This is a genomic window from Microcoleus sp. A2-C3 (genome assembly GCF_036706065.1).
GTDB lineage: Bacteria > Cyanobacteriota > Cyanobacteriia > Cyanobacteriales > Microcoleaceae > Microcoleus.
The window spans coordinates 1-20,908 of the sequence record NZ_JAUBVX010000062.1 but is presented as its reverse complement, the minus strand read 5'-3'; the positions used below and the strand labels follow the sequence as shown (position 1 = coordinate 20,908).

Sequence of the window (20,908 nt, the reverse complement as noted above, 5' to 3'; positions counted from 1 at the left end):
AAGGGATAAGGTGCGCATTGCGCACCTACAAACTGACATCCGTTACATCCCGTACATTGCTCGTTGCCGAACTTGATTCTGCTTTACTTAGCTGGTCTTAAATTTGCCGCCTTTTGCCGGATCTGACCAATCACAAGAAAAGCCTTTTGTTTCGGGGACAAACTGATTCCAAGGCACCGGCTTCACTGCTTCTGGAGTAGCAAAAACAATCTCAAACAAACCGTCTTCTCTTACTTGGCCCAATCGCACAAATTTAGCAAGGTGGTGGTTAGCTTCCAGCGTTACTTTGCCCTCCGGCGCGTCAAAAGTTTGACCCAAAGCTGCTGCCCGCACTTTGTCCAAATCGTCGGCTGTTCCTGCTTTTTCGACGGCTTGCTTCCACAGGTAAACCATGATGTAAGCTGCTTCCATCGGGTCGTTTGTCACTCTGTCTTTGCCGTATTTTGCTTTGAATGCTGCGACAAACTTTGTATTTGCGGGAGAGTCCACAGTCATGAAGTAATTCCAGGCGGCGTAATGGCCTTTAAGATATTCTACGCCGATCGCCTTTACTTCTTCTTCTGCAATACTGACAGACATGGACGGATATTTGTCAGGGCCCAAACCTGCACCCTGCATCTGTTTGAAAAATGCGACGTTGCTGTCGCCGTTGAGCGAATTGAAAATGACGCCACCGTCGGGCAAAGCTGCCTTAATTTTAGTGATAATTGGCGTGACTTCTGTACCGCCCAAAGGAATGTAATCTTCTCCAACTAATTCGCCACCTTTGGCTGCTAGCTGTGCTTTGATAATGGTATTTGCGGTTCGAGGAAAAACGTAGTCAGACCCAACTAAGAAGAATTTTTTGCCTTTATTTTCTAGCAGCCAGTCTACTGCTGGTTCTATTTGCTGGTTCGGCGCCGCCCCGGTATAAAAGATATTCTTGGAACACTCTTGACCCTCGTATTGTACGGGATACCAGAGCATATGATTTTTTTCTTCAAATACTGGCAATACTGCTTTGCGGCTGGCAGATGTCCAGCAGCCAAAGACGGTGACAACTTTGTTTTGATCGATCAATTTTTTGGCTTTTTCGGCAAAAGTTGGCCAGTCTGAGTTGCCGTCTTCTACTATTGCTTGGATTTGTTTTCCCAGGACGCCACCAGCTTTGTTAATTTCTTCGATCGCTAATTGTTCGGCATCAACCACGCTTTTTTCGCTGATGGACATTGTGCCGCTCAAGGAATGCAAAATTCCTACTTTGATCGTGTTTCCACTGACTGCTGCTGGTGATGCTGGTGTAGTTCCGGTTGGAGAAGCGGCTGGGGTGGCTGTTGGAGTCGGAGTTCTACAAGCTTTTAGAAATAAACTTGATGTGAGGGTAGCAGAACCGTATAAAAGAAATTTCCGCCGATCGAATCGCTTTGTCATTTTTTCTTGTTACTCTTAAATAGCTCAGTCAGATGATTGAGAATAACATATAGCGACTTGATATTAAGACTAGATTGAGAATACTTTTGTATGTTTAGATACAAAACTTATTATTGATTGACAAAATTAAGGTTTTGTGGGGATTGATGGCAACTGTGGCAGAAATGGAGTTTAGACACCAAGATACGTCATTTCAAAAATCAGTCTGAAATTAGAAACCCGCTTTTTTTAGAGAAATACCTGATGAATGCTTGGAGTTAGGCAGTAACTGGTCGATCGCACACTCATAGGCAAATATCAAAGCAGATGACGATCGCCCTTTCTACAAATATAGCAACAGCCACATCGGGCGCGGACATAAATAACCTAATCAATACAGCCGAGAACCTATAGCATAAATGGTTTGATTCCCCTACTCTGCAACTGCTTTCGAAGTCAACTGTCCACTGTCCACTGTCCACTGTCAACTGATTTATGGAGAATAGCGGACTCGAACCGCTGGCCTCTGCGGTGCGATCGCAGCGCTCTACCAACTGAGCTAATTCCCCTGATTGACTTTCAATTTAGCATTTTAGATGCGGGATTGCCGAATCTCAGAGGCTTACAGGTCGCATTTTTACTGACTTTGGCAGACCGTCAACTACGTTAGCACGTAACTGCTAAAAACGTCAAGTGTTTTATGCTGCTGGTGGAGTCGGGGCGATCGAGCAAAGTTCCGCTACTCTGTCCAACTCTAAATCAGCAAAATAGTCCACCGTCCAATTAGCTTGGCGCTGGATCATGTGAAACGGGTAAGTGTGAGTCACTCCCGCTACCTGAATCCCAGCTTTTTTCGCCGCTTCAATCCCTGCAAAAGTATCTTCTAATGCCAAACACTCGATCGCCCGCAAGTTAAAACCGGGATATTTCTGGTTGAGAAGTTCCACAGCCAACAGATAGCCGTCAGGTTCTGGTTTACTCGCCGCCAAGTCGTCGCCTGCGATAATTAACTCGAAATTTGCAGCCAAACCCGATCGATCTAACACCAATTCTATATCCGATCGCATTGCCCCACTAACTACCGCCATTTTTAGTCCCGAAACCCGAATTTTGTCAATAAATTCTGCCAAACCCGCATAAATGGGCAATGTTTCCAAACTATTGATTGTTTCCTGATAAGCTTTGGCCTTGCCAAGTAGCAAGCGATCGAGGTATGTTTCTGTCAGATATCGTCCCCGGCGTTTCAGCAGTTCGGTAATACAAGTGCGATCGCTCCTTCCCAAACAAACTTCTCGAAACTCCCCACGTTTGAGCTGGAGATTTTCATCGAGCATCAGGCGATCGATTAAGTTCTCGTGAATCGACTCGTCATTAATAATAACGCCATTAAAATCAAATAAAACTGCTTTTAGAGTCATTAGAAGAAGGAAGAAGGAAGAAGGAAGAGGGAAGAGGGAAGAATGAAGTTGTATCAATGATTCAAAGTACGGTAACACATAGATTATGCGCGATCATCTGTAGGGACATGGCGCCGTGTCCATTGGTGTCAACTTAAGCCTAAAAACTTTTGTATCTCTCGTTTATAGCAGAGGCCAGATCCCCCTAAATTCCCCGAAAGCAAGGGGGACTTGGAGTGCTTCTTGTCCCCCCCTTCTTAAGGGGGAGTAGGGGGCAAGCTAAGGGGGGATCTGACCTTAATCGCCAAACAGCCGTCTGTGACTACGTTCGCAGCTTAAGTTGACACGCCTTGGGCAATGCCGTGTCCTTACCGGGATCTGCGACTTTTAATAATTGATATAAGATTCAGGATTGTCGCAAAACTTTTTTAAATTGGTATTACTAACAATAAATCAAGCGGGAGCCGGAATGCCAGGTAAATCGCCATCAAAATCAGGAGTGCGATCGCCCAAATTTGACACCTTCGCCTGACGCACCGGCTCGAAATCTTCTCCAAGAAGAGGTTTCACGCCCTGCGTCACCTGATGCACCCACCAATGTTCCTGAGTTTGCACCGCAGCAAATCCCGCAGCCCCCGCCCAAGCATCAATACTACCAGCCGCGTAAGACTTAATATAAGGCTCTTCAAAGATATCAGTCAGCCACTCTGTTTGCCGCAAAGATTTTTGATTTCCGTCCAAAATTGCCACTTGTCCCCCAACCTTCAGCAGTCGGAAGCTTTCTCGCAAAATTGCCTGCGAGACAGCAGGCGGCGTTTCGTGAAACAGCAACGAAGCTGCGACTAAATCGAAGCTGCTGTCAGCAAAACCCACGCTTTCAGCATTTCCGTGCAACCATTCGATATTTAAGCCGACTTTTTGCGCTTTCATTTCGGCGACTACCAGCATATAAGGCGACAAGTCCAGGCCGATAACTTCCGCTTCAGGAAAGGCTTGTTTGAGCATCAGTGTGGTCGAACCGGTGCCGCATCCCAAATCAATAATTCGGCGCGGTTTTACCCGCACAGCGTCAATCAAGCATTGCCTGACGACTGTTTCGTGGGGAGGCAAAACGTATTGCGTGATTGGATCGTAGGAAACGGCGGCACTGCGGTTGAGGTAGCCGCCTTTGATGCCGTGAAAGTTTTGGCTGCTGTAATATTCGGGATAAACTAGGTTTGGTTGTCGGTGGCGATCGCCCGCTGTTTCCCAGTCAATACCCTCGTAGAGTCGTTTGATTGCTTCTTCGTCGATCGCCAGTCGGATCAGCGGCGACAAAAAGCGCTCGAAAATTGTATCCTTACCAACAGCCATAAAAACTCCTTGCACAACAACTCTTTTAATTTTAGCCAACGCCAGCCAGTTAGTCGATTTGAGATTTTCCATTTTTCGATTTGAGATTGGCGTTTACCTCCCGTACCCTGCTTCTTGCCGAACCTCTTTAGATTTTAGATTTTAGATGGGAGTTTGCCTCCGCGACACTCATCCGTTGCCCAACTTGCTTCTTCCTGCTTGCTTCTTGCTGTTCGTTACTAATCGGAATTTTTATCAAAAACTCCGTCCCGCCAGCCGGAGGTTGAGAAATTTTGATGCTACCGCCGTGTCCGTCCACTACAATTTTGTAGCTAATTGCTAATCCCAAACCAGTCCCTTGCCCAACTGGTTTTGTAGTAAAAAATGGGTTAAAAACTTGATCTTGAATGTTGTCGGGAATGCCCGGGCCGTTGTCGGTAATCGCCACTTTCAGAAATTTACCGCCATTTTCTCGAATTACTCCCGTGGAAATAGTAATTATTTTATCCAGGCGATCGATCTCATTCAAAGCATCCATCGCATTGCTCAGCAAGTTCATAAACACCTGATTTAGCTGAGAAGGATAACACTCAACTGAAGGCACTTTTCCGTATCTCTTGACTATGTAAATGCCATTTTTGATACGGTTGGAGAGCAGCAGCAAGGTATTCTCCATACCTTCGTGAATATCCGCCATTTTTTTGTCAGATTCATCGAGGCGAGAAAAGTTGCGTAAAGAAAGAACTATGCTGCGAATGCGTTCGGTTCCTATTTTCATAGAATTTAATATATGTGGCAAATCCTCTTCAATAAAATTTAGTTCGATTTCTTCGGTAAAATCGGCAATTTCTGGGGGAACTTCTGGGAATGTTTGTTTGTACAAACTCACCAATTCTAATAAATCTTTAGTATATTTTGTGGTGTGAGGCAAATTAGCCGAAATGAAGTTAACCGGGTTGTTGATTTCGTGCGCTATCCCCGCCACCATTTGACCGAGGGATGACATTTTTTCGCTCTGCACTAAATGGGTTTGAGTCTTTTTTAGTTCGTGTAAGGCACTATTCAGCAGTTTTACTTGGTCTTGGGTTTGAGTGTAAAGGTGAGATTGAGTAATTGCGATCGCCAATTGATCTGCTACAGCTTTTAACAGTTTAATTTCCTCCCCGCTCCAAAACCACTGAGTAGCGTGGCTGCAAACTAAATAACCCTGTCGCTGGTTTTGAGTCGGCACAGGCACGGCTAAATAGCTATTAGCTTTCAGTTCGAGCGGTTGACTTGCACCCCTAGTCCAAGTGTCGCCAGTAAAAATAATTGACTCTGATTGGTCGCTCCCTACTGACAAATTTTCCACCAAGTAAGGCTCAAAGTTTATCGCTTGTCTCGGACAATCAAATTGGGAAGATTCCCACAAAATTTGTAAAGTTTTGTTCTGCGGTTCGTACCAACCAAAAGCCGCTCGTTCTAGATGCAGCAAATTTACTATTTCTTCGACTGTACTTTGCACGATTTTGTCTAATTCTAGAGAAGCGCGAATGCGTCCAGCAATCCGGTTGAGCATGGCTTCTCGCTCGGCTCTGGCGTGATTGTTTTCCGAGTAATAAATTAGCCAAATTGCTGCTATCATTGCCGGAACGAGCAGTCCGACGACGACGGATGTCAGAAAATTTAATGCTTGCAGTTTGGATTCAATATTTTCACGGGGAATTATTAAGGCCATCGACCAATTCACTTCCTCGAGGGGAGCGTAGACCGCATAGACCCATTTGTTATCTATGTTTACCAGTTCGATGTTCGTCTGGCGAGCGATCATGTGCCGCGCAATTGTGGAGAGTGCGGAATCTTTTGACTGTAAAAAGCTTGGAGCAGGCCGATCGCTATTTCCGATTAAGTTATTGTTGGGATGAACAATTGGCACTCCTTCTGAATTGAGCGCAAAAGCATAACTCTCGGAACCGTAATGCAGGCTGTTAACAACATTTGCTACTCTGTCTAATTTAATGCTGCCCGATAGGACTCCAATTACTTGATTGGAAGCCTGTGGCAATGCCCAAACAGGAGCTGAAACGACAATCGTCGAAACTTGTGTACTGCGGCTGATCAGCGGGTCAGAAACGTTAATCTGCCCGGCGATTGCTTTTTTAAAGTGTTGGCGGTCTTTGACGTTCGTGCGGTTGCCTAGAGTGTTAGTTAGTGAGCCGTCGGGTTGAATTAATGCCAGGATGAAATACTCTTTTAACCTGTATATTTCTCCTTGCAACCGGGGTTCTACTAATTCCCAATTGAGAGTGCGAACCTTTGGAGAGTAAGCGATGGTTTCTATTTCTGCTTTGCGGCTGCTGAGCCAGCGATCGATTTCATCGGTGCCTTTTTGTAGTTTTAATAGTGCTATTTCCTTTAAATTGTCCAGGATTAGCCCGCGCACAAAAAAATAGCTGACGCAAGTAGTTGTGCTAATGGTTAAAGCCGTGGTGCCGAGAATTAGCAGGGTCAGCAAATGGCGCCGCTGCCGTCTGTGCTGCGAAAGACTTTGCAGTTGCTGCCAGCGCGATTGAGCGCTGATGCTGATATTTTGCCAAAAATGGCGCAGTTTTTGCCTTTGGTGGGGCGGCGGCGCAGAAACGGGTCGGGCTTGATTTGCTGGTTTTTGCATCATCAAATGTTCTCGTCGAGAGTCAAATCGATCGAACGGCATTGGTCAATGGGCAGAATTAATATCAGGTCAGCAGTGAGGACTTGAGTGGGAGCATTTTATTTCTGTAAAAAGCATTTTTTTTCGATTGCTGTTGGCCCTGAGCGACCTATATAAGGCTCGTGAGGGAGACAGCACTACGACGATCCCACTTGATTCCTCCTAGGTTTTGCCGATCGGGATGTGGATTTCTGGCTGCCAACTATTTTTATTTCGATCGCAATATCGCATTCTATTTTGACATCAATTTTGTATTTTGACCTTTGAGTGTACTTTCTGGAGGTTAGTGCTTTACGATATATTTAATATCTATCTCGTTTGTATAACAAAATCTTTGTAAATAACACAGAGAAAATACGGAGTTTTTTAAATTAGCAATGTATTATAAATTATGGGCAAAACCGTATTGACATTTTTACAAATTTGCGCTAGAGCTTCAAGCAGAAATCTTTTCGTCTAAAGCTTTTTTGGCCAAGCGGGTTGCATAAACGGTGAGGGCGATCGTTGCTAGCAAACCAATGCCGTATAGAGCCCACTCAGCAGTAGTGCGCGATCGCCCTTCGGCTCCGATTGCAGCCAAACTCCCAGCCAGGGAGCCGATATAAACATACATCACGGTTCCGGGAATCATACCAATCCAAGAGGCGAAAAAATAGTCTCTGAGAGACACCTGCGTGACTCCAAAAGCATAGTTAAGTAAATTAAACGGAAAAATTGGCGAAAGCCGCGTCAGTAATACAATTTTCCATCCTTCCGAAGCAACTGCGGAGTCGATCGCCTGAAATTTGGGATTTCCTTCTATCTGTTTGGAAACCCAATCGCGAGTTAAATACCTACCTATTAAAAAAGCGCAAGTTGCGCCCAAAACCGAGCCGATAGAAACGCAAACCGTGCCGCCAACGACTCCGAATAAAACGCCAGAACCGAGAGTCAGCAAAGAACCGGGGATAAATAAAACTGTTGCGATAATATAAATTACGATAAAAGCTGCGGGGCCCCAAGGGCCGAGATTGGCGATCGACTCCAGCCCATTTTTCAGAATTCCTTGAAAATTGAAAAACTTTCCCGCCACAATCAAAGCCACAACCAAACCAATCCCTACAATTAGCTTCCATTTATTTGATGGTGGTGGATTTTCTTCACCGGGCGATCGCAAATCATTCATAACTTAAAATCTCCATTCTCAATAATATGGGCATGGGGCATTGGGCCCAAAAGCATGGGGAATCGGGAATCGGGAATCGGGCCCAAAAGCATAGTTTCTTCCTTCTTCCTTCTTCCTTCTTCCTTCTTCCTTCTTCCTTCTTCCTTCTTCCTTCTTCCTTCTTCCTTCTCAAATCAAAGTACCGCCGCAACTAGAACCGGAACCTGCCGTACAGCCGTAACAATAAGCAGCAGTTTGCACCTCTGGAATTACATCTAAACTACCAGATTCTAGCAATTTAGCAACAGTTATCCTTTCCCCGCTGCCAGTTTTAGCCGGCAGATTCTCCATTTGGTTAAAATCGCAGTCGTAGACATTGCCCAAATAGTCGATCGACAATTCGTTGCGACACATTAAATGTTCCAGAGTACCGGGATTAAAATTATCCTCCAAAAATCCTAGATAAGGCTTGTGAAGTTTCTTATGTTCCAAATGAAACTTAGTCCGTCCCACGGGCAAATTAGTAATCGCGAACAAGTGATTAAAACAAATCCCAAAATGTTCGGCTAAATAAACCTTGTAATCTTGCTGTAACTTCCCCTGTTCCGCTGTTAGCGAAAACTTATCTGTTGTCGGCACTTGCGGATTGTACACCAAATCCAGAATCAAATTGGGGTTTTTCCCGTATCCCAACTGATTTAGCTTTTGCAGCGCTCGAATCGAACTGTCAAAAACACCGCTACCGCGCATTTTGTCAACATTATCAGCTTGGTAGCAGGGAAGCGATGCCACTATTCTAAGTTGGTGTTGCGCGCAATATTCGGGAATATCTTCAAAACCCTTTTCAAAGTAAATCGTCAAATTAGAACGAACAATTACCTCTTTACCTGTCGTCCGGGCAGCTTCCGCCAGCGGTTTAAAACCGTAAAGCATTTCGGGAGCACCGCCAGTGAGGTCAACAGTTTTAATTTGAGGAAAACGGCGAATGATTTCGATTAATTGGTCGCATATTTCCGGGGAAAGTTCTTCTGTTCGTGTTGGGCTAGCTTCTACGTGACAGTGAGTGCAAGCGAGATTGCAGCGTTTCCCTAGATTAATTTGTAAAACTGTAATCGGCTTTTTAGTTAAAGCTGAGTTGAGTTTCTTTTTGAAAGGTGTGATTGCTGTCTGAATCATGTGCTAATTTTTTTAGTCTGTGCTCGCAACGAATATAGAGGCGTTCCGGGAGAACGCCTCTCATAATTTAGCACTAATTCTTTGGATGCGACAGCGACAGGTTAAAATCTGTCAGTTGAGAATCGATCGCCACCCCAAGCCAAGGATGATAATTTCGAGATTAATCTGTTTTGAGAGAGTTAACTAATTTTTCAACTCGTGCTTTAATTTCATCTCTAACGCGGTGAAAAGTTTCGATAGGTTGTCCGTCGGGATCGTCGAGTTGCCAATCTTCAAATACTTCTCGCAATACCCACGCTTCGGGTAAATTCACGCCGCAGCCGCACAGAGAAATTACTGCGTCGTAGTCTTCGGCATTGAATTCGCTTAATGCGTTAGATTTTTGGTCGGTGATATCAATGCCGATTTCTGACATGACTTGAATTGCTGTCGGGTGAACTCTGCTTGATTCTAAACCGGAACTGCTGACGGCAATTTTGCCATTTCCGATGGTTTTAGCGAATCCTTCTGCCATTTGCGATCGGCAGGAGTTTCTTTTGCAAACGAACATTACTTTTTTCATGGCTTTTTGTTAGTTGTTGTTACTTATTGCACAGGCCTCGGCGGTTAGAAACCGCGGCGACACAAGCGAAGTCCGCCTCCGCGGACTGAAGAGAAATTCTTGATTCTTCAACCCGCGGAGGCGGGTTTTGTCTGTGTCGCCGCGATTTCAATCGCCGGGTGATTCCGCGATTTCAATCGCCGGGTAATTCCAGGGCGCGATTTGCTAGGGCGATCGCCTCCTTAGCGGCTTTTTCCTGGCGTTCGCTGTAGCGATCGGTCAAATAGTCCGTTTGCTCCCGCAACAGCAAGGTAAACTTGTAGAGTTCCTCCATTACGTCGATCGCCCGATCGCGATACGGCGAATCCTTCATCGTCCCATCATCATTAAACTCCTGATAAGCCTTAGCAACCGAAGACTGATTAGGAATCGTAAACATCCGCATCCAGCGGCCCAAAATCCTCAAAGTATTCACAGCATTAAAAGACTGCGAACCACCGCTAACTTGCATCACCGCCAAAGTACGGCCTTGAGTCGGTCTAACAGCCCCAATACTCAAAGGAATCCAGTCAATTTGATTTTTCAAAATGCCCGTAATATTGCCGTGCATTTCTGGACTAGACCACACTTGACCCTCCGACCACAGGCTCAATTCCCGCAATTCTTGAACCTTGGGATGCGTATCGGGAACGCTGCCATAAAGCGGCAATTCCAGAGAATTGAAAAACCGAACTTCTGCACCGAATCCCTCAATAATTCGAGCCGATTCTTCCGCCAACAAGCGGCTGTAAGAACGCTCTCGCAAAGAGCCGTATAAAAACAGAATTCTCGGTTTATGCGTAAAATTTGCCATGATACTTTCAATTAAAATCCCGAAATCCGTTAGATAATTGTCGGTAAACAGCGACTGCTAACTGTGCGCCCCAAATCGGAGCAACCCAGTACACCCAGTGGTGTTCCCAAAATCCGCCAATTAAAGCCGGGCCGAGCGATCGCGCCGGATTCATGCTCGCTCCGGTAATCGGCCCCATAAATGCAGCTTCTAAGCCTACAGTTAACCCAATTGCTATCCCCGCAAAACCGATATGAGCGCGTCTATCTAATCCAGAACCTAAGATAACAAACATTAGGATAAAAGTCAGAACAGTTTCTAAAATTAGAGACTGCAACCAGTTGCTATTAAGAGGAATAGTTGCACCGAGATTTGCTACTTTTCCTAAAGTAATTAACAGCAGCGCGGAAGCTGCGATCGCCCCCGCACACTGCGCCAAAATATAAGGTAAAACTTTGTATTTAGGGAAAAAACCACTCGCCCAAAATCCTAAAGTTACGGCTGGGTTAAAGTGCGCGCCGCTGATATGCCCGATCGCATAAATCATCGCGGCTACAACTGCACCAAACACAAAACTAACGCCCAAATGAGTGATTGCACCCTGGCTAATTTGGTTGACCATCACCGCGCCGGTGCCTGCAAAAACTAGAATAAACGTGCCGAGGCATTCGGCGAGCGCTTCTCTCCTGCACTCCGGTGAAAACAAGCTTCTCACTGTCTTAGAAACTGACTTGAACATTGAGTCAATACGTGATAAATTTACCTCTGTGGTTAAATTTTAGTTGCACTCCAGGTTGACCGATCGCCAGCTACAACTGTCGATTTCCGCTGATACCTAAAAAGTCGCCTGTTTTCGTAATAACTCCTCAATTGTCGAGTCAAGCTGAGCCTTGCCACCAAACACTGTCCCCACCTTGCCATTGTAGAAGTGCTGATAAATTATTTGATAGCCTTGTTTGGGTAAAGGAATATAACCCACAGAACTAACTAAGGTCGGAGCTTTCTTCATGTAAAATTCTACAAAGTTGCGTACCTCTACTTTCTTTTGAGCAGAGTTGTAGTTGACATAGATAAATAGAGGTCGTGCAAGGGGGTTATATTGAGCTTTTTCTACAGCTTCGCGCGACGGTAGCACGGCTCCTTTACCCCTGTCAATAGCTACAGCTTTCAATTTACTTTGATTGTCTTCGTAATAGGCAAATCCAAAGTAACCCAAAGCATTTTCATCTTTAATAACTCCCTGCACTAAAACTGTGTCATCTTCACTAGCTGTATAGTCGGTGCGACTGGCTTTAGCATTACCTACTATGGCTTCTGTGAAGTAGTCAAATGTACCGGAATCTTTGCCTGCACCGTAGAGGGTTATAGGTCTATTTGGCCAATTTGGTCGAATCTGATTCCAGCTAGTAATTTTTCCTTGGGCTCCTGGTTCCCAAATCTTTTTCAATTCATCTACAGTAATGTCTTTTGCCCAGTCATTTTTGGGATTGACTACTACTGTAAGGGCGTCAAATGCGATCGGCAATTCGTAGTAGCGGATACCAGCTTTGTTGCAAGCTTCCATCTCCTCGGCCCGGATGGGTCGCGAGGCGTTGCTGATGTCAGTTTCGCCAGCACAAAACTTTTTAAATCCACCGCCAGTGCCGGAAAATTCAACAGTAATTTGTGCTTTTTTGGGATGCGTATTTTGATATTCTTTGGCCATCGCATCCGTAATTGGATACACAGTGCTGGAACCGTCAATTTTAATGCTTTGCGAGTCTTGCGACTGGACTTGTCCGCAGGAGTTGAGGAGCCCGATCGCACCTATTGTCAAAGCAATTATACTTAGTGCGAAAACCTTGGGCTTTGCTGCTGAGTTCATTGACCTCACCCAATGCCATAACTAAGGGGTATACTCAAATCATATCAATAAATTTTGATATGTCAAGTATGAGGGAAGACAAACAGGCAATAAACATATTAAGAAATATTGATGGGTCAACCCTAGTCAGCACAAGGGCGCGCCGGCAGCATCTGGCTGAAGTACCGATACTCGGCGAGGTACTGTTCCAGGGCGACAAACTGAGCTAAATTGAGGCTGTAGTAGACCCAGCGGCCTTCTTGGCGGCTGCGAACTAAACTGGCTTCTTTTAAGGTTTTGAGGTGGAACGAGAGTTTAGGCTGAGGGACAGAAAGCCGATCGCACAGATCGCAAACGCACAACTCCTGTTCCCGCAGCAACTCCAAAATCTGAATCCGTAGGGGGTCAGAAAGAGCGTGAAAGCCTGCGGAGACCAGTTTTTCCGAAATCTGTCGCTGTGGAATGCGATCGGGCGCAGCCGTAGAATTTTTAAGCATCAATTATTTTGAAAAAATCCATACAAAACATCATCGTTTCTCAAGCTTAATCCCAGAAAATTGGTGCATTTAGCATCGAGAGATCCCTCCGACAGAATATTACTTCGGAGTCTGTACCCGCGCCGGCACATCAGTGAGTCCGGCTTTTTGCATCAGCGAAATTACCCCTACAGATAGAATTCCCCCAATAACTACCCCGACAACTATCAGGATGAGAAAGGCTTTTTGCAGAGTTTTTTTAGTAGCTGGGTGGTACTGTCTCGGCAATTCTTCACCTTGCTCGTCAAGTTCTTGCTCCAAGGGGTCTAGCGGATTGGATGGATTTGAGTTAAAAGGATTCGGCGCTTGATTCATGGCTGGCTTTGGTTAAAGGATATCAACAACTATTTTAACTTGCGATTTGCACGCCGCAGCTTAAATAATAAATTCTAGTTTAACTCAAGACTCTATAAAATTTATTAAGATATCGAGGATTTTAGCAACATTTTTGATAAAATGTTCGTCTGTGTCAATTTCGATCGCAATTCGTTCTAGCTTAAAGAATTTCCAGATACTCCCAGTTGTCAAAACTCTATAAATTGTCTGAATATCATTTTCGTGACGCTCGTTAAAGATTTGTGCTGCGATCGTTTCTGCCATGCACTCTCCTAGGCCGGATTGAATATTATCATTTTTTGCTTCAACCAAGGCGATTACTGGGGATTCTATGACAAGCTGTTCGGGCGATCGGCTAATGAGAAAATCGCAATAACCGCTCAAACCCCTAGCAGGGTCTACATTAAATTCTCGACCTGAAAATAAACTCATCCGTTCCGGCAGCCGTTTTTTGATCTCAACTAATATCGGCGCGATAATTAGCTCCGATCGAGCTTTATCTGAATTAATTTCTAGTGCTAAAGGTAGATTGAATTGCAAAGTTTATTGCAAAAATTTGCTTGGCTTTATTTCGGGAATATCGCCAAACAAACCAACCGTTCTATTAAAAATTATGCCAAAATTTGTCTTAATTTGTTCGACGCTAAATTGACTGTACGGCATTTAAATTACTCTCCAAAAACAATCAAAAAACCTCTAGCACTCATTCACTATCTTGTCTTGAAAAACCTCTGCGTTTATCTGTGTTAATCTGTCCTTCATCTGCGGTTGTTCTCACTTATAAAAAATTTATGAAATTCAAGTCTAATAACTTATTTAAAATATCGCAATCGGGGCGGGTCGATCTGATTTTATTGCTTAAATTACAGATTTTTGGTGAACCCGCCTCTACAACATTTTACCCTTCTGCTTTGGAAAGGCGATCGAGAGAAATTGTTGCGGCTTGAGATACTTGAGAATTGCTGTCTTTTTCTAAGTATTTCAAAGCAGAGACACTTTTAACACTAGGCAAATTCCCCAAAGCTTCAGCCAGCCTCTGGCGGATCAGCCAATCTTCCGACTGAGCAAAGTTGAGGATGCGATCGATCGCCCCAATGTCCTTAATTTCCCCCAAAGCCGAAATCGCCGCCTGCTGGATCACCACTTGCTCGCATTCGAGAGCTTTCAGCAGCACGTCGCGAGCCCGCGGATCTTTGAGATTTCCCAGAGAAACCGCCGCACTAAAGCGCACCAGCCATTCAGTATCTTCATAAAAAGCCCGTACCAAAGCCTCAAAAGCTCTGATATCTTCCAGATAGCCCAAAGCACCAGCAGCGTCAGCGCGAATGCCGTAATCCGGGTCAGTTTCTAGTAATTTGACTAAAATGGGATAACACTCTGCTGTCGGTTTGACTCCTAGAGCAAACACAGCCATCGATCGCACTTGCAAACTTTCGTCGTTCAACACCTTTTTAATCAAAGGTACAGCCTCAGCCGCCGGTACGTTTCGCAAGTTAGCCAAAGCCACCATGCGATCGGCTGAATTTTCGCTTTCTAACTTGGCTGCAATTTGCTCTAAGCTTAAAGTTGTCATTATCGGTAAATCTTGTAGTAAAACTTTACATTCTGGTTATTTTGATTATAAGTGAGTCTCCGGTTAAAAGCAGGCAGTAAAAACCGCCCCATGATTTGAACTCAGTGAAATTACGGATTAGTGAGACTATTAATATGAAAATAATAAATTAGAAAGTCTATTATTTAAAATTCAAGCACAGGCGAGGTGTTTGGCCCCTTCCCTAAGGCTTTGCCCGATTGTTATACCATTTTCACAAAACAATGCAACTTTAGGGAAGCTCCAAACCCTTATGCAATAAGCGATTACCATCGGAAATCGAAATTTGAAAATGGTATTAGCCGCTCTCCGACAACCTGCAATTAACTATGTCCTTTTATCACCCGCCCTTTTATTCCTCAGCCTTAGAACAAGCGATCGACCGCTACCCCCTAACTGCCGGCCCAGAAACTTCCTTAGCAGTGGCGATCGCCCTGATGAGTCAGTTGCAAAACAGTTGTCTCCTAGTCAAAGGGCCTTTACCCTCAGACAAGGGGGCCATGACCGAAACATCCCCGCCGGACAAGGTGCGGGCCCGCTGCGTCCTCGTCGTGCAGAACCAGCAGACTATCACCACAGGCAACTTATCCGAAAACCCCAGCCGCGGGTTGTTAATCGGCATCTTAACCCCCGCCGACTTAGTGAGGCTGATTGCTTCTGGCAAAATAAACAGCCTGCAAAAAGTGGCCCTCCACAAAATACCAATTTCCGAAGTGATGTCCCCGGTGTCGGTTTCCCTCACAGAATCCGACGACCAAGACGTGTTTACCGCTTTATCGTTATTTCGCCAGCACCGAATTCGCTATTTGCCGATCGTCAATCAATTCCGGCACTTGGTAGGAGTGCTGACACGAGAAAGAATTCGCCAAGTATTGCAACCTTCCAACATTCTCAAATTGCGGCGGGTAGCAGAATTGATGACTACGCCAATTACAGCGCCCCACACCGCCTCGCTGCTGAGCATAACCGAACTGATGTCTGAGCATCAAGTCAGTTGTGTAGTCATTACAAAAAACAAAGAATTGACAATGGAGAAGCCCAAAGATGACTCTACCTCCATTTTTCACTATTCCTTTCACCAACCCCAAGGAATTGTCACCGAATACGACATCGTGCAGGCACAGTTTCTCGAACTGAATTTCGAGCAAACCCCAGCTCAAAAAGTCATGAGAACTCCCCTGCAATTTCTGGAACCTTCCGATTCCCTGTGGACGGCGCACAAACAAATGCAGCAGCAACAAGTGCAGCGGTTGGTGGTGTGCGGGGGACGTGGAGAACTGTTGGGAATTATTACCCAAACCAGCTTGCTCAGAGTCCTCGACCCGACAGAAATGTACCGAGTTGTCAAACAGTTGCAGCAGTCGGTTTATCAACTGCAATCGGAAAAATTGGAACTGCTGCAAAGCCGCAATGCTAAATTGGAACAGCAGGTGCGCGAACGAACTGCCAAACTCCACGAACAGGTGCAGCGCGATCGGCTGTTAACTCAAATTTCCTTGCGGATTCACCAATCCTTAAACCTCGAAGAAATTCTCAACGCCAGCGTCGATGAGGTTCGGCAAGTTTTGCACGCCGACAGAGTAGCGATAGTGCGTTGGGAGTCGAGCAATTTCGGCATTTTTGTGGCAGAATCCGTTGCCCCCAAGTGGTCTTCTATCTTGGGAGAAACCATGCCAGATAATATTTGGCAAGAATCTGCATTTGCGATCGAACAGGAGATTTATGCCGTCTCAGACATCGACCAAGCTAGTTTAAGTCCCGAAAAATATGCGCGGTGGCAGCAAGCCCAAATCAAAGCTTATTTGATTGTACCAATTTTGCAAGACGGCAATTTGTGGGGGATGATGTGCGTCCATCAGTGTTCCAAATCCCGGCAGTGGCAGGCTTCGGAATTGGATTTGCTGCTGCAACTGGCAACTCAAATCGCGATCGCCATTCAGCAAGCCCAACTCTACCAGCAAGTACAAAATCTCAACACCGACCTCGAACGCCAAGTCCAAGAACGCACCGCCGAATTGCAACAAAAAATTCAGGAACTCCAGCATTTAAACGTCCTCAAAGATGAATTTCTCAGCACAGTTTCTCACGAACTGCGGACGCCTTTAGCTAACATGAAAATGGCTATTCATATGCTGAAAATTTCTCCCACACTAGACCGGCGCCAGATTTATTTAGAAATTTTAGAAACAGAATGTACTAGAGAAACCGATTTGATTAATGCTTTGCTAGATTTGCAGCGGCTCGAAGCAGCAGCTTGTCCAATCGACCTCGAACCAGTAAACTTAGAAATCTGGCTGCCTGCGATTATCGAGCCATTTTACACCAGGGCCCAGAACCGCCACCAGCATTTGCGAGTCGAGTGCGATCGCCACCTCCCCACGATCAGTTCCAACCGCGCTAGTTTAGGACGAATTTTAGCAGAACTCCTCAACAATGCCTGTAAATATACTGCCAATGACGGCGAAATCTCTTTGAAAGTTGAGTGCAAAAAGAGAGACTGGGAAAAAGGAAGAATCGAGAAAAATCCGCGACAAGCAAGTGTTCTGGCTTCCGAAATTCAATTTACACTCAGCAATCAATCGTCTATTTCGATAGAGGAATTGCCTCGAATTTTTGAGAAATTTTATCGAGTTCCCAACGCCGATCCCTGGAAACAAGGAGGTACAGGTTTGGGTTTAGCTTTGGTGCAAAAACTTATCGAACAGTTGCAGGGAAAAATTGAGGTTGAAAGCAGCAATGGCTGGACTAATTTTACCGTAACATTTCCTATTAACCAGGATGAGAATTAGTCCGCCGTCATCTTTTTTGCTCTCACTCTTTTTTGGGAGCTAGTTTGCGGATGCCAGACTCTACTGGTACAAAATTCAAATATTCATTTTTATCTTCCACAAGTGATGATTTAGATACTTGATACTTCTTGCCTTTGGTGGGGTGATTCGCAACGGTGCCCAAGCAGGGTATGCCAAAATTTTCTAATTGACTGAAAACTGTTTTGACTACAGAAAACTTGACCTGGCGAACTGATACAACCATCAGTATTCCATCGGTGCGCGCCGCTAAAAAATTGGCATCTTTACTGTCAACCAGCGGCGGCGTATCATAGATAACTAAGTCAAATGTTGCGTGCAGTTCTTCCATCAAATACTGCATCTGAGATGAGGCAAGCCGTCTGGCAGTACCGGGGACAGGAAGACCGGCAGTTAATACAAACAGATTATCTGCTAGGTGCGATCGCTGGATAATTTCATTGGGTTCGTGTTTACTGTCGTCGAGCAAGTTGCTCAATCCCTTGATATTAGGCAGTCCCAAGAGCAAGTGCAAGCTGGACGAATGCAAATCGGCATCTACTAACAGCACTCGCTGGCCCGCCAGCGCTGCGACGTGGGCTAGGTTTAAAGCAACGGTAGATTTGCCTTCGCCAACTGTAGCCGAACCAACTGCCAAAGATCCAATAGTTCGATTTGAAGAAAGAAAACGGATATTAGTATAAAGAGAGTCAAAAGCTTCTATAAATTCGGAAGCTATTTTTTTATCCCCCTCTTTTCCTTCAAGATAAGCATAGGCATTAGCAATAGAAGGCGGAAATTTTTTAGCATTTTTGTCCCGAGGAATCACTCCCAATAAAGGTGGATCAAACGCATCTTTAACATCATCAGCAGAGTAGAAAATATTGCGGAACTTTTCAATCAGGATAGCCACGGCCACACCCAAAACTAGCCCCCCAACAATTGCCATGAAAAATTTGTTGGCATTTTTCGAGGCCACGGGAATATATTCGCCACTCTTAGGCTCTCGCGGTATCTGCGGCTCAGAAATTATTTCCCAAGGTACTTGGCTTTGAGCTGCTTGGACGCGCAGAGTTTCTCGCTGAGTTAAAAGTTGATCGCGGGTGCGGGCTGCTATGTCTAATTGCTGTTGCAGTTCGTTGTAGCGACGAGCTATACTGGGAAATTCTCTTGCTTGTCGGCTCAAATCATTTTTTGTTTGGGTGATCGCCTGACTGCGAGCTTCTAAAACTTGAACTTGGTTAGCAGTATCAACCAATTGTTTGATCAAACCTATGCGAATCGAATTTTGAAAATTCTGAACTTTAGCATTGGCTTGAGGGCCTACTAAATTTTGCCCCAAAATTCGCTCCGTTTGCTGGTTGAGCAAAGCTACTAAATTTGCCCGCTTGCGCTCTAAAGCTTCCACTATCGGGTTAGCAGATTTAAAACGAGCTGTTTCTATAGCAATCTGACCTTCTACTTCCTTAACCTTGGTCAGCAACTCTTTATATTGAGGTTCTTCGCTTAAAGCTGAAGCGGCAATAGCTTCATTTGGTGTAAAATCTAATTGCTTTTGCAAATTAGCGTACAGCGTTTTCTGTTCCTGGAGCAGCCTTTGAGTTTCTAACTCTAAAGTTTCTACGGCGCGAACTTGCACGATCAATTGCGCGCCTTGTTCTTTAGGATCGGTAATTTTTTGCTGCTGCTGTATCACCTGTAACTCCGACTTCAGGTCATTTACGCGCTTGCTAAGTCCAGGAAGCTGGTTTTCAATAAAATTAACACCTTCACCAATACGACTCTTGCGTTCGTCAAGGCTGTACTTTAAATATTTCTTTTTAACTTCTTGTAAAACAAACTTAATTAATTCAGGTTCATTGCCCAGGAAACGAATTTCCAAAATTTTAGTTAGCGTCAACTCATTCTCTCCGAGGCGCAAAACGACTAATCCTTTTTGAAGAAGTTCCTCGGTCATTTTTGGATATTTTTTTTGGACTTGTTTCGTAATAGCCGATAGCATCTGAGGACTCTGGAGAATTTGCAGTTGAGTTGCGTAGTCCAAACTAAAAAAATCTCGACTGGGCACTCCCCCCCCCTCGCTGCGATTGGCGAGAGCAGCGGGGTCAGCAATTCTTGCCTCCGTTGTCACGGGTTCCACTAGCAGCCGAAAATCGCCTTGATATGTTTTTTTGCTTTGCTTGATCTGAAAATAAATTCCACCGCCTGCTAGAGCGACAATCCCAATGATGACTAGGGCTTGTCGCCCAAGAGTTCTAAACAAGGGCTTGAGATTCAATCCTTTCTGAGGCGGCCCGCTTAACTCTTCTCCCTCGTCAACGGGAAATTGCTGCACCTGTCTGCTCTGGTTGCTAATTGGTACGATATGAGCGTCCTGTTCTTTTTCCATGTTGACCTCTTTCATATTTTTTTGGTAAAATCAGCTTGATTCTGCGAGCCTTCTGCTTGATACTTTCACCCTTGACTTCAGGATATCACAGGAGATTCTGGGTTGGTTGGCTCTATTTCCTGCCAATAGTTGTCACTACTTTCACATAGTATACAAAAATAACTAAATTCATATCTTGTGCCGGCTGCAAAAGTTATTTTACTAACTGAAGAGAGAGTTGTATGCGACTGTATTTCTGTCGGCTGTGTTCTGCTTGTATTCCGGGTTTCTGGGGGACTCTGCCAACTTTTTCTGGTATCGCTGAGCTTCACCGCAGCTCGCGCCATAACTTTACCAAAATTTTACAATTTCGGATCACACCTGGGCTACCGATCGTGCTGGTATTGCCTTCTCATCTCTGCCATTTTGGCGATCGCCACCAACGACAGCAGCACCTGTTTAACTTACCCGCGAAATCGGCTAAAAAGTTTGACATTTTCCACGTAGATATAATAATTAACACCATTGGGCAGATGTTTGGAACGGCAAGGAATCGAATCAATTTCCGACAAAAATCTGCTTTTATCTTTTAATTGTCAATTTTTTGACGATATGGATAGGTGTTTAAATTTATATAATTAGACAGCATAATTATAGTATCACAAATTGATCTCGATAGTACGAAAACGACATAAAAATTAATACTTGGTGCGCTCAAACTCGATCGACATCTGGAAAAACTGAAGCCTTCTGGGTTTTGCTAGCGGGCGGATGGCGCTGGGCGATGTGATGTCGGAGAAATATGCGGTTTCTGGGCTTTTCCAGTCTTACTAAAACCATCGCTGTGATTCGCCATCCGAGAAGAGTTATCGCAATACTTCTCGGTTAAGGTCTAAGCGGTACTGAGAATAGAAAAATGAAGCTCCTGGCGCTGAGTACCAGTACCTC

At 44.9% G+C, this 20,908-nt stretch carries 19 protein-coding genes and 1 tRNA gene; 2 read left to right on the top strand and 18 right to left on the bottom strand.

Features of this window, described 5'->3' with window-relative positions; all coding sequences use genetic code 11:
* Positions 1-87: 87 nt before the first annotated feature.
* The 16 genes from urtA to QUB66_RS25225 all read right to left on the bottom strand — a co-directional run bounded on the left by urtA (position 88) and on the right by QUB66_RS25225 (position 14,788).
* Positions 88-1,410: an urea ABC transporter substrate-binding protein gene (gene urtA / locus QUB66_RS25300; RefSeq protein WP_332970113.1), complete on the bottom strand. Its 1,323-nt coding sequence runs from the start codon at positions 1,408-1,410 to the stop codon at positions 88-90.
* A 475-nt stretch (positions 1,411-1,885) separates the two neighbouring features.
* Positions 1,886-1,958 (bottom strand) — tRNA-Ala (locus QUB66_RS25295).
* A 129-nt stretch (positions 1,959-2,087) separates the two neighbouring features.
* Positions 2,088-2,807: an HAD family hydrolase gene (locus QUB66_RS25290; protein ID WP_332970112.1), complete on the bottom strand. Its 720-nt coding sequence runs from the start codon at positions 2,805-2,807 to the stop codon at positions 2,088-2,090.
* Positions 2,808-3,239: 432 nt separating this feature from the next.
* Entirely contained in the window at positions 3,240-4,139 is a 900-nt protein-coding gene (locus QUB66_RS25285) for a class I SAM-dependent methyltransferase (RefSeq protein ID WP_332970121.1), read from the bottom strand.
* 127 nt (positions 4,140-4,266) lie between these two features.
* The gene (locus tag QUB66_RS25280; RefSeq protein WP_332970111.1) at positions 4,267-6,771 is read right to left on the bottom strand and encodes an ATP-binding protein; all 2,505 of its coding nucleotides are present in this window, start codon (positions 6,769-6,771) and stop codon (positions 4,267-4,269) included.
* Positions 6,772-7,243: 472 nt separating this feature from the next.
* A complete protein-coding gene (locus QUB66_RS25275; RefSeq protein WP_265235876.1) occupies positions 7,244-7,972 on the bottom strand; it encodes a TVP38/TMEM64 family protein in 729 nt (242 codons plus the stop codon).
* Positions 7,965-8,162 carry a hypothetical protein gene (locus QUB66_RS25270; RefSeq protein WP_265235877.1) on the bottom strand — a complete coding sequence of 66 codons (198 nt, stop codon included), beginning with the start codon at positions 8,160-8,162 and terminating at the stop codon, positions 7,965-7,967. The genes QUB66_RS25275 and QUB66_RS25270 overlap by 8 nt, the downstream gene beginning before the upstream one ends.
* Complete coding sequence (arsS, locus tag QUB66_RS25265; protein WP_265235878.1) at positions 8,141-9,127, bottom strand: arsenosugar biosynthesis radical SAM (seleno)protein ArsS; 987 nt, start codon at positions 9,125-9,127, stop codon at positions 8,141-8,143. The genes QUB66_RS25270 and arsS overlap by 22 nt, the downstream gene beginning before the upstream one ends.
* A 160-nt stretch (positions 9,128-9,287) precedes the next feature.
* Positions 9,288-9,689, bottom strand: coding sequence for an arsenate reductase, glutathione/glutaredoxin type (arsC, locus tag QUB66_RS25260; RefSeq protein ID WP_332970110.1), 402 nt, complete (start codon positions 9,687-9,689; stop codon positions 9,288-9,290).
* Between the two features lie 172 nt (positions 9,690-9,861).
* On the bottom strand, positions 9,862-10,521 hold the full coding sequence (arsH, locus tag QUB66_RS25255) for an arsenical resistance protein ArsH (protein ID WP_332970109.1): 660 nt from the start codon (positions 10,519-10,521) through the stop codon (positions 9,862-9,864).
* Positions 10,522-10,528: 7 nt separating this feature from the next.
* Entirely contained in the window at positions 10,529-11,239 is a 711-nt protein-coding gene (locus tag QUB66_RS25250) for an MIP/aquaporin family protein (RefSeq protein ID WP_332970108.1), read from the bottom strand.
* A gap of 96 nt (positions 11,240-11,335) precedes the next feature.
* A complete protein-coding gene (locus QUB66_RS25245; RefSeq protein WP_265235882.1) occupies positions 11,336-12,364 on the bottom strand; it encodes a PstS family phosphate ABC transporter substrate-binding protein in 1,029 nt (342 codons plus the stop codon).
* A gap of 122 nt (positions 12,365-12,486) precedes the next feature.
* The gene (locus QUB66_RS25240; protein ID WP_265235883.1) at positions 12,487-12,840 is read right to left on the bottom strand and encodes an ArsR/SmtB family transcription factor; all 354 of its coding nucleotides are present in this window, start codon (positions 12,838-12,840) and stop codon (positions 12,487-12,489) included.
* A gap of 99 nt (positions 12,841-12,939) precedes the next feature.
* Positions 12,940-13,194, bottom strand: a complete 255-nt coding sequence (locus QUB66_RS25235; RefSeq protein ID WP_332970107.1) for a hypothetical protein — start codon at positions 13,192-13,194, stop codon at positions 12,940-12,942.
* A gap of 84 nt (positions 13,195-13,278) precedes the next feature.
* Positions 13,279-13,755: a hypothetical protein gene (locus tag QUB66_RS25230; RefSeq protein ID WP_332970106.1), complete on the bottom strand. Its 477-nt coding sequence runs from the start codon at positions 13,753-13,755 to the stop codon at positions 13,279-13,281.
* Between the two features lie 358 nt (positions 13,756-14,113).
* Positions 14,114-14,788: a HEAT repeat domain-containing protein gene (locus QUB66_RS25225; protein WP_265235885.1), complete on the bottom strand. Its 675-nt coding sequence runs from the start codon at positions 14,786-14,788 to the stop codon at positions 14,114-14,116.
* Positions 14,789-15,135: 347 nt separating this feature from the next.
* Between QUB66_RS25225 and QUB66_RS25220 the strand changes: the two genes are divergently transcribed.
* Positions 15,136-17,595 carry a CBS domain-containing protein gene (locus QUB66_RS25220; RefSeq protein WP_265235886.1) on the top strand — a complete coding sequence of 820 codons (2,460 nt, stop codon included), beginning with the start codon at positions 15,136-15,138 and terminating at the stop codon, positions 17,593-17,595.
* Positions 17,596-17,617: 22 nt separating this feature from the next.
* Here the strand turns inward: QUB66_RS25220 and QUB66_RS25215 are convergent, their stop codons facing one another.
* The gene (locus QUB66_RS25215) at positions 17,618-19,996 is read right to left on the bottom strand and encodes a GumC family protein (RefSeq protein ID WP_265235887.1); all 2,379 of its coding nucleotides are present in this window, start codon (positions 19,994-19,996) and stop codon (positions 17,618-17,620) included.
* Positions 19,997-20,202: 206 nt separating this feature from the next.
* Here QUB66_RS25215 and QUB66_RS25210 point away from each other — a divergent pair, with 206 nt between their 5' ends.
* Complete coding sequence (locus QUB66_RS25210) at positions 20,203-20,553, top strand: hypothetical protein (protein ID WP_265235888.1); 351 nt, start codon at positions 20,203-20,205, stop codon at positions 20,551-20,553.
* Positions 20,554-20,674: 121 nt separating this feature from the next.
* On the opposite strand, the gene QUB66_RS25205 is transcribed toward QUB66_RS25210, so the two are convergent.
* The gene (locus QUB66_RS25205; protein WP_265235889.1) at positions 20,675-20,800 is read right to left on the bottom strand and encodes a hypothetical protein; all 126 of its coding nucleotides are present in this window, start codon (positions 20,798-20,800) and stop codon (positions 20,675-20,677) included.
* Positions 20,801-20,908 lie beyond the last annotated feature (108 nt).

Coding starts and splice junctions, on each gene's coding strand:
- urtA (WP_332970113.1), bottom strand. CDS start 1,410: ATGACAAAGCGATTCGATCGGCGGAAATTTCTTTTATACGGTTCTGCT.
- QUB66_RS25290 (WP_332970112.1), bottom strand. CDS start 2,807: ATGACTCTAAAAGCAGTTTTATTTGATTTTAATGGCGTTATTATTAAT.
- QUB66_RS25285 (WP_332970121.1), bottom strand. CDS start 4,139: ATGGCTGTTGGTAAGGATACAATTTTCGAGCGCTTTTTGTCGCCGCTG.
- QUB66_RS25280 (WP_332970111.1), bottom strand. CDS start 6,771: ATGATGCAAAAACCAGCAAATCAAGCCCGACCCGTTTCTGCGCCGCCG.
- QUB66_RS25275 (WP_265235876.1), bottom strand. CDS start 7,972: ATGAATGATTTGCGATCGCCCGGTGAAGAAAATCCACCACCATCAAAT.
- arsS (WP_265235878.1), bottom strand. CDS start 9,127: ATGATTCAGACAGCAATCACACCTTTCAAAAAGAAACTCAACTCAGCT.
- arsC (WP_332970110.1), bottom strand. CDS start 9,689: ATGAAAAAAGTAATGTTCGTTTGCAAAAGAAACTCCTGCCGATCGCAA.
- arsH (WP_332970109.1), bottom strand. CDS start 10,521: ATGGCAAATTTTACGCATAAACCGAGAATTCTGTTTTTATACGGCTCT.
- QUB66_RS25250 (WP_332970108.1), bottom strand. CDS start 11,239: ATGTTCAAGTCAGTTTCTAAGACAGTGAGAAGCTTGTTTTCACCGGAG.
- QUB66_RS25245 (WP_265235882.1), bottom strand. CDS start 12,364: ATGAACTCAGCAGCAAAGCCCAAGGTTTTCGCACTAAGTATAATTGCT.
- QUB66_RS25240 (WP_265235883.1), bottom strand. CDS start 12,840: ATGCTTAAAAATTCTACGGCTGCGCCCGATCGCATTCCACAGCGACAG.
- QUB66_RS25235 (WP_332970107.1), bottom strand. CDS start 13,194: ATGAATCAAGCGCCGAATCCTTTTAACTCAAATCCATCCAATCCGCTA.
- QUB66_RS25225 (WP_265235885.1), bottom strand. CDS start 14,788: ATGACAACTTTAAGCTTAGAGCAAATTGCAGCCAAGTTAGAAAGCGAA.
- QUB66_RS25220 (WP_265235886.1), top strand. CDS start 15,136: ATGTCCTTTTATCACCCGCCCTTTTATTCCTCAGCCTTAGAACAAGCG.
- QUB66_RS25215 (WP_265235887.1), bottom strand. CDS start 19,996: ATGAAAGAGGTCAACATGGAAAAAGAACAGGACGCTCATATCGTACCA.
- QUB66_RS25210 (WP_265235888.1), top strand. CDS start 20,203: ATGCGACTGTATTTCTGTCGGCTGTGTTCTGCTTGTATTCCGGGTTTC.
- QUB66_RS25205 (WP_265235889.1), bottom strand. CDS start 20,800: ATGGTTTTAGTAAGACTGGAAAAGCCCAGAAACCGCATATTTCTCCGA.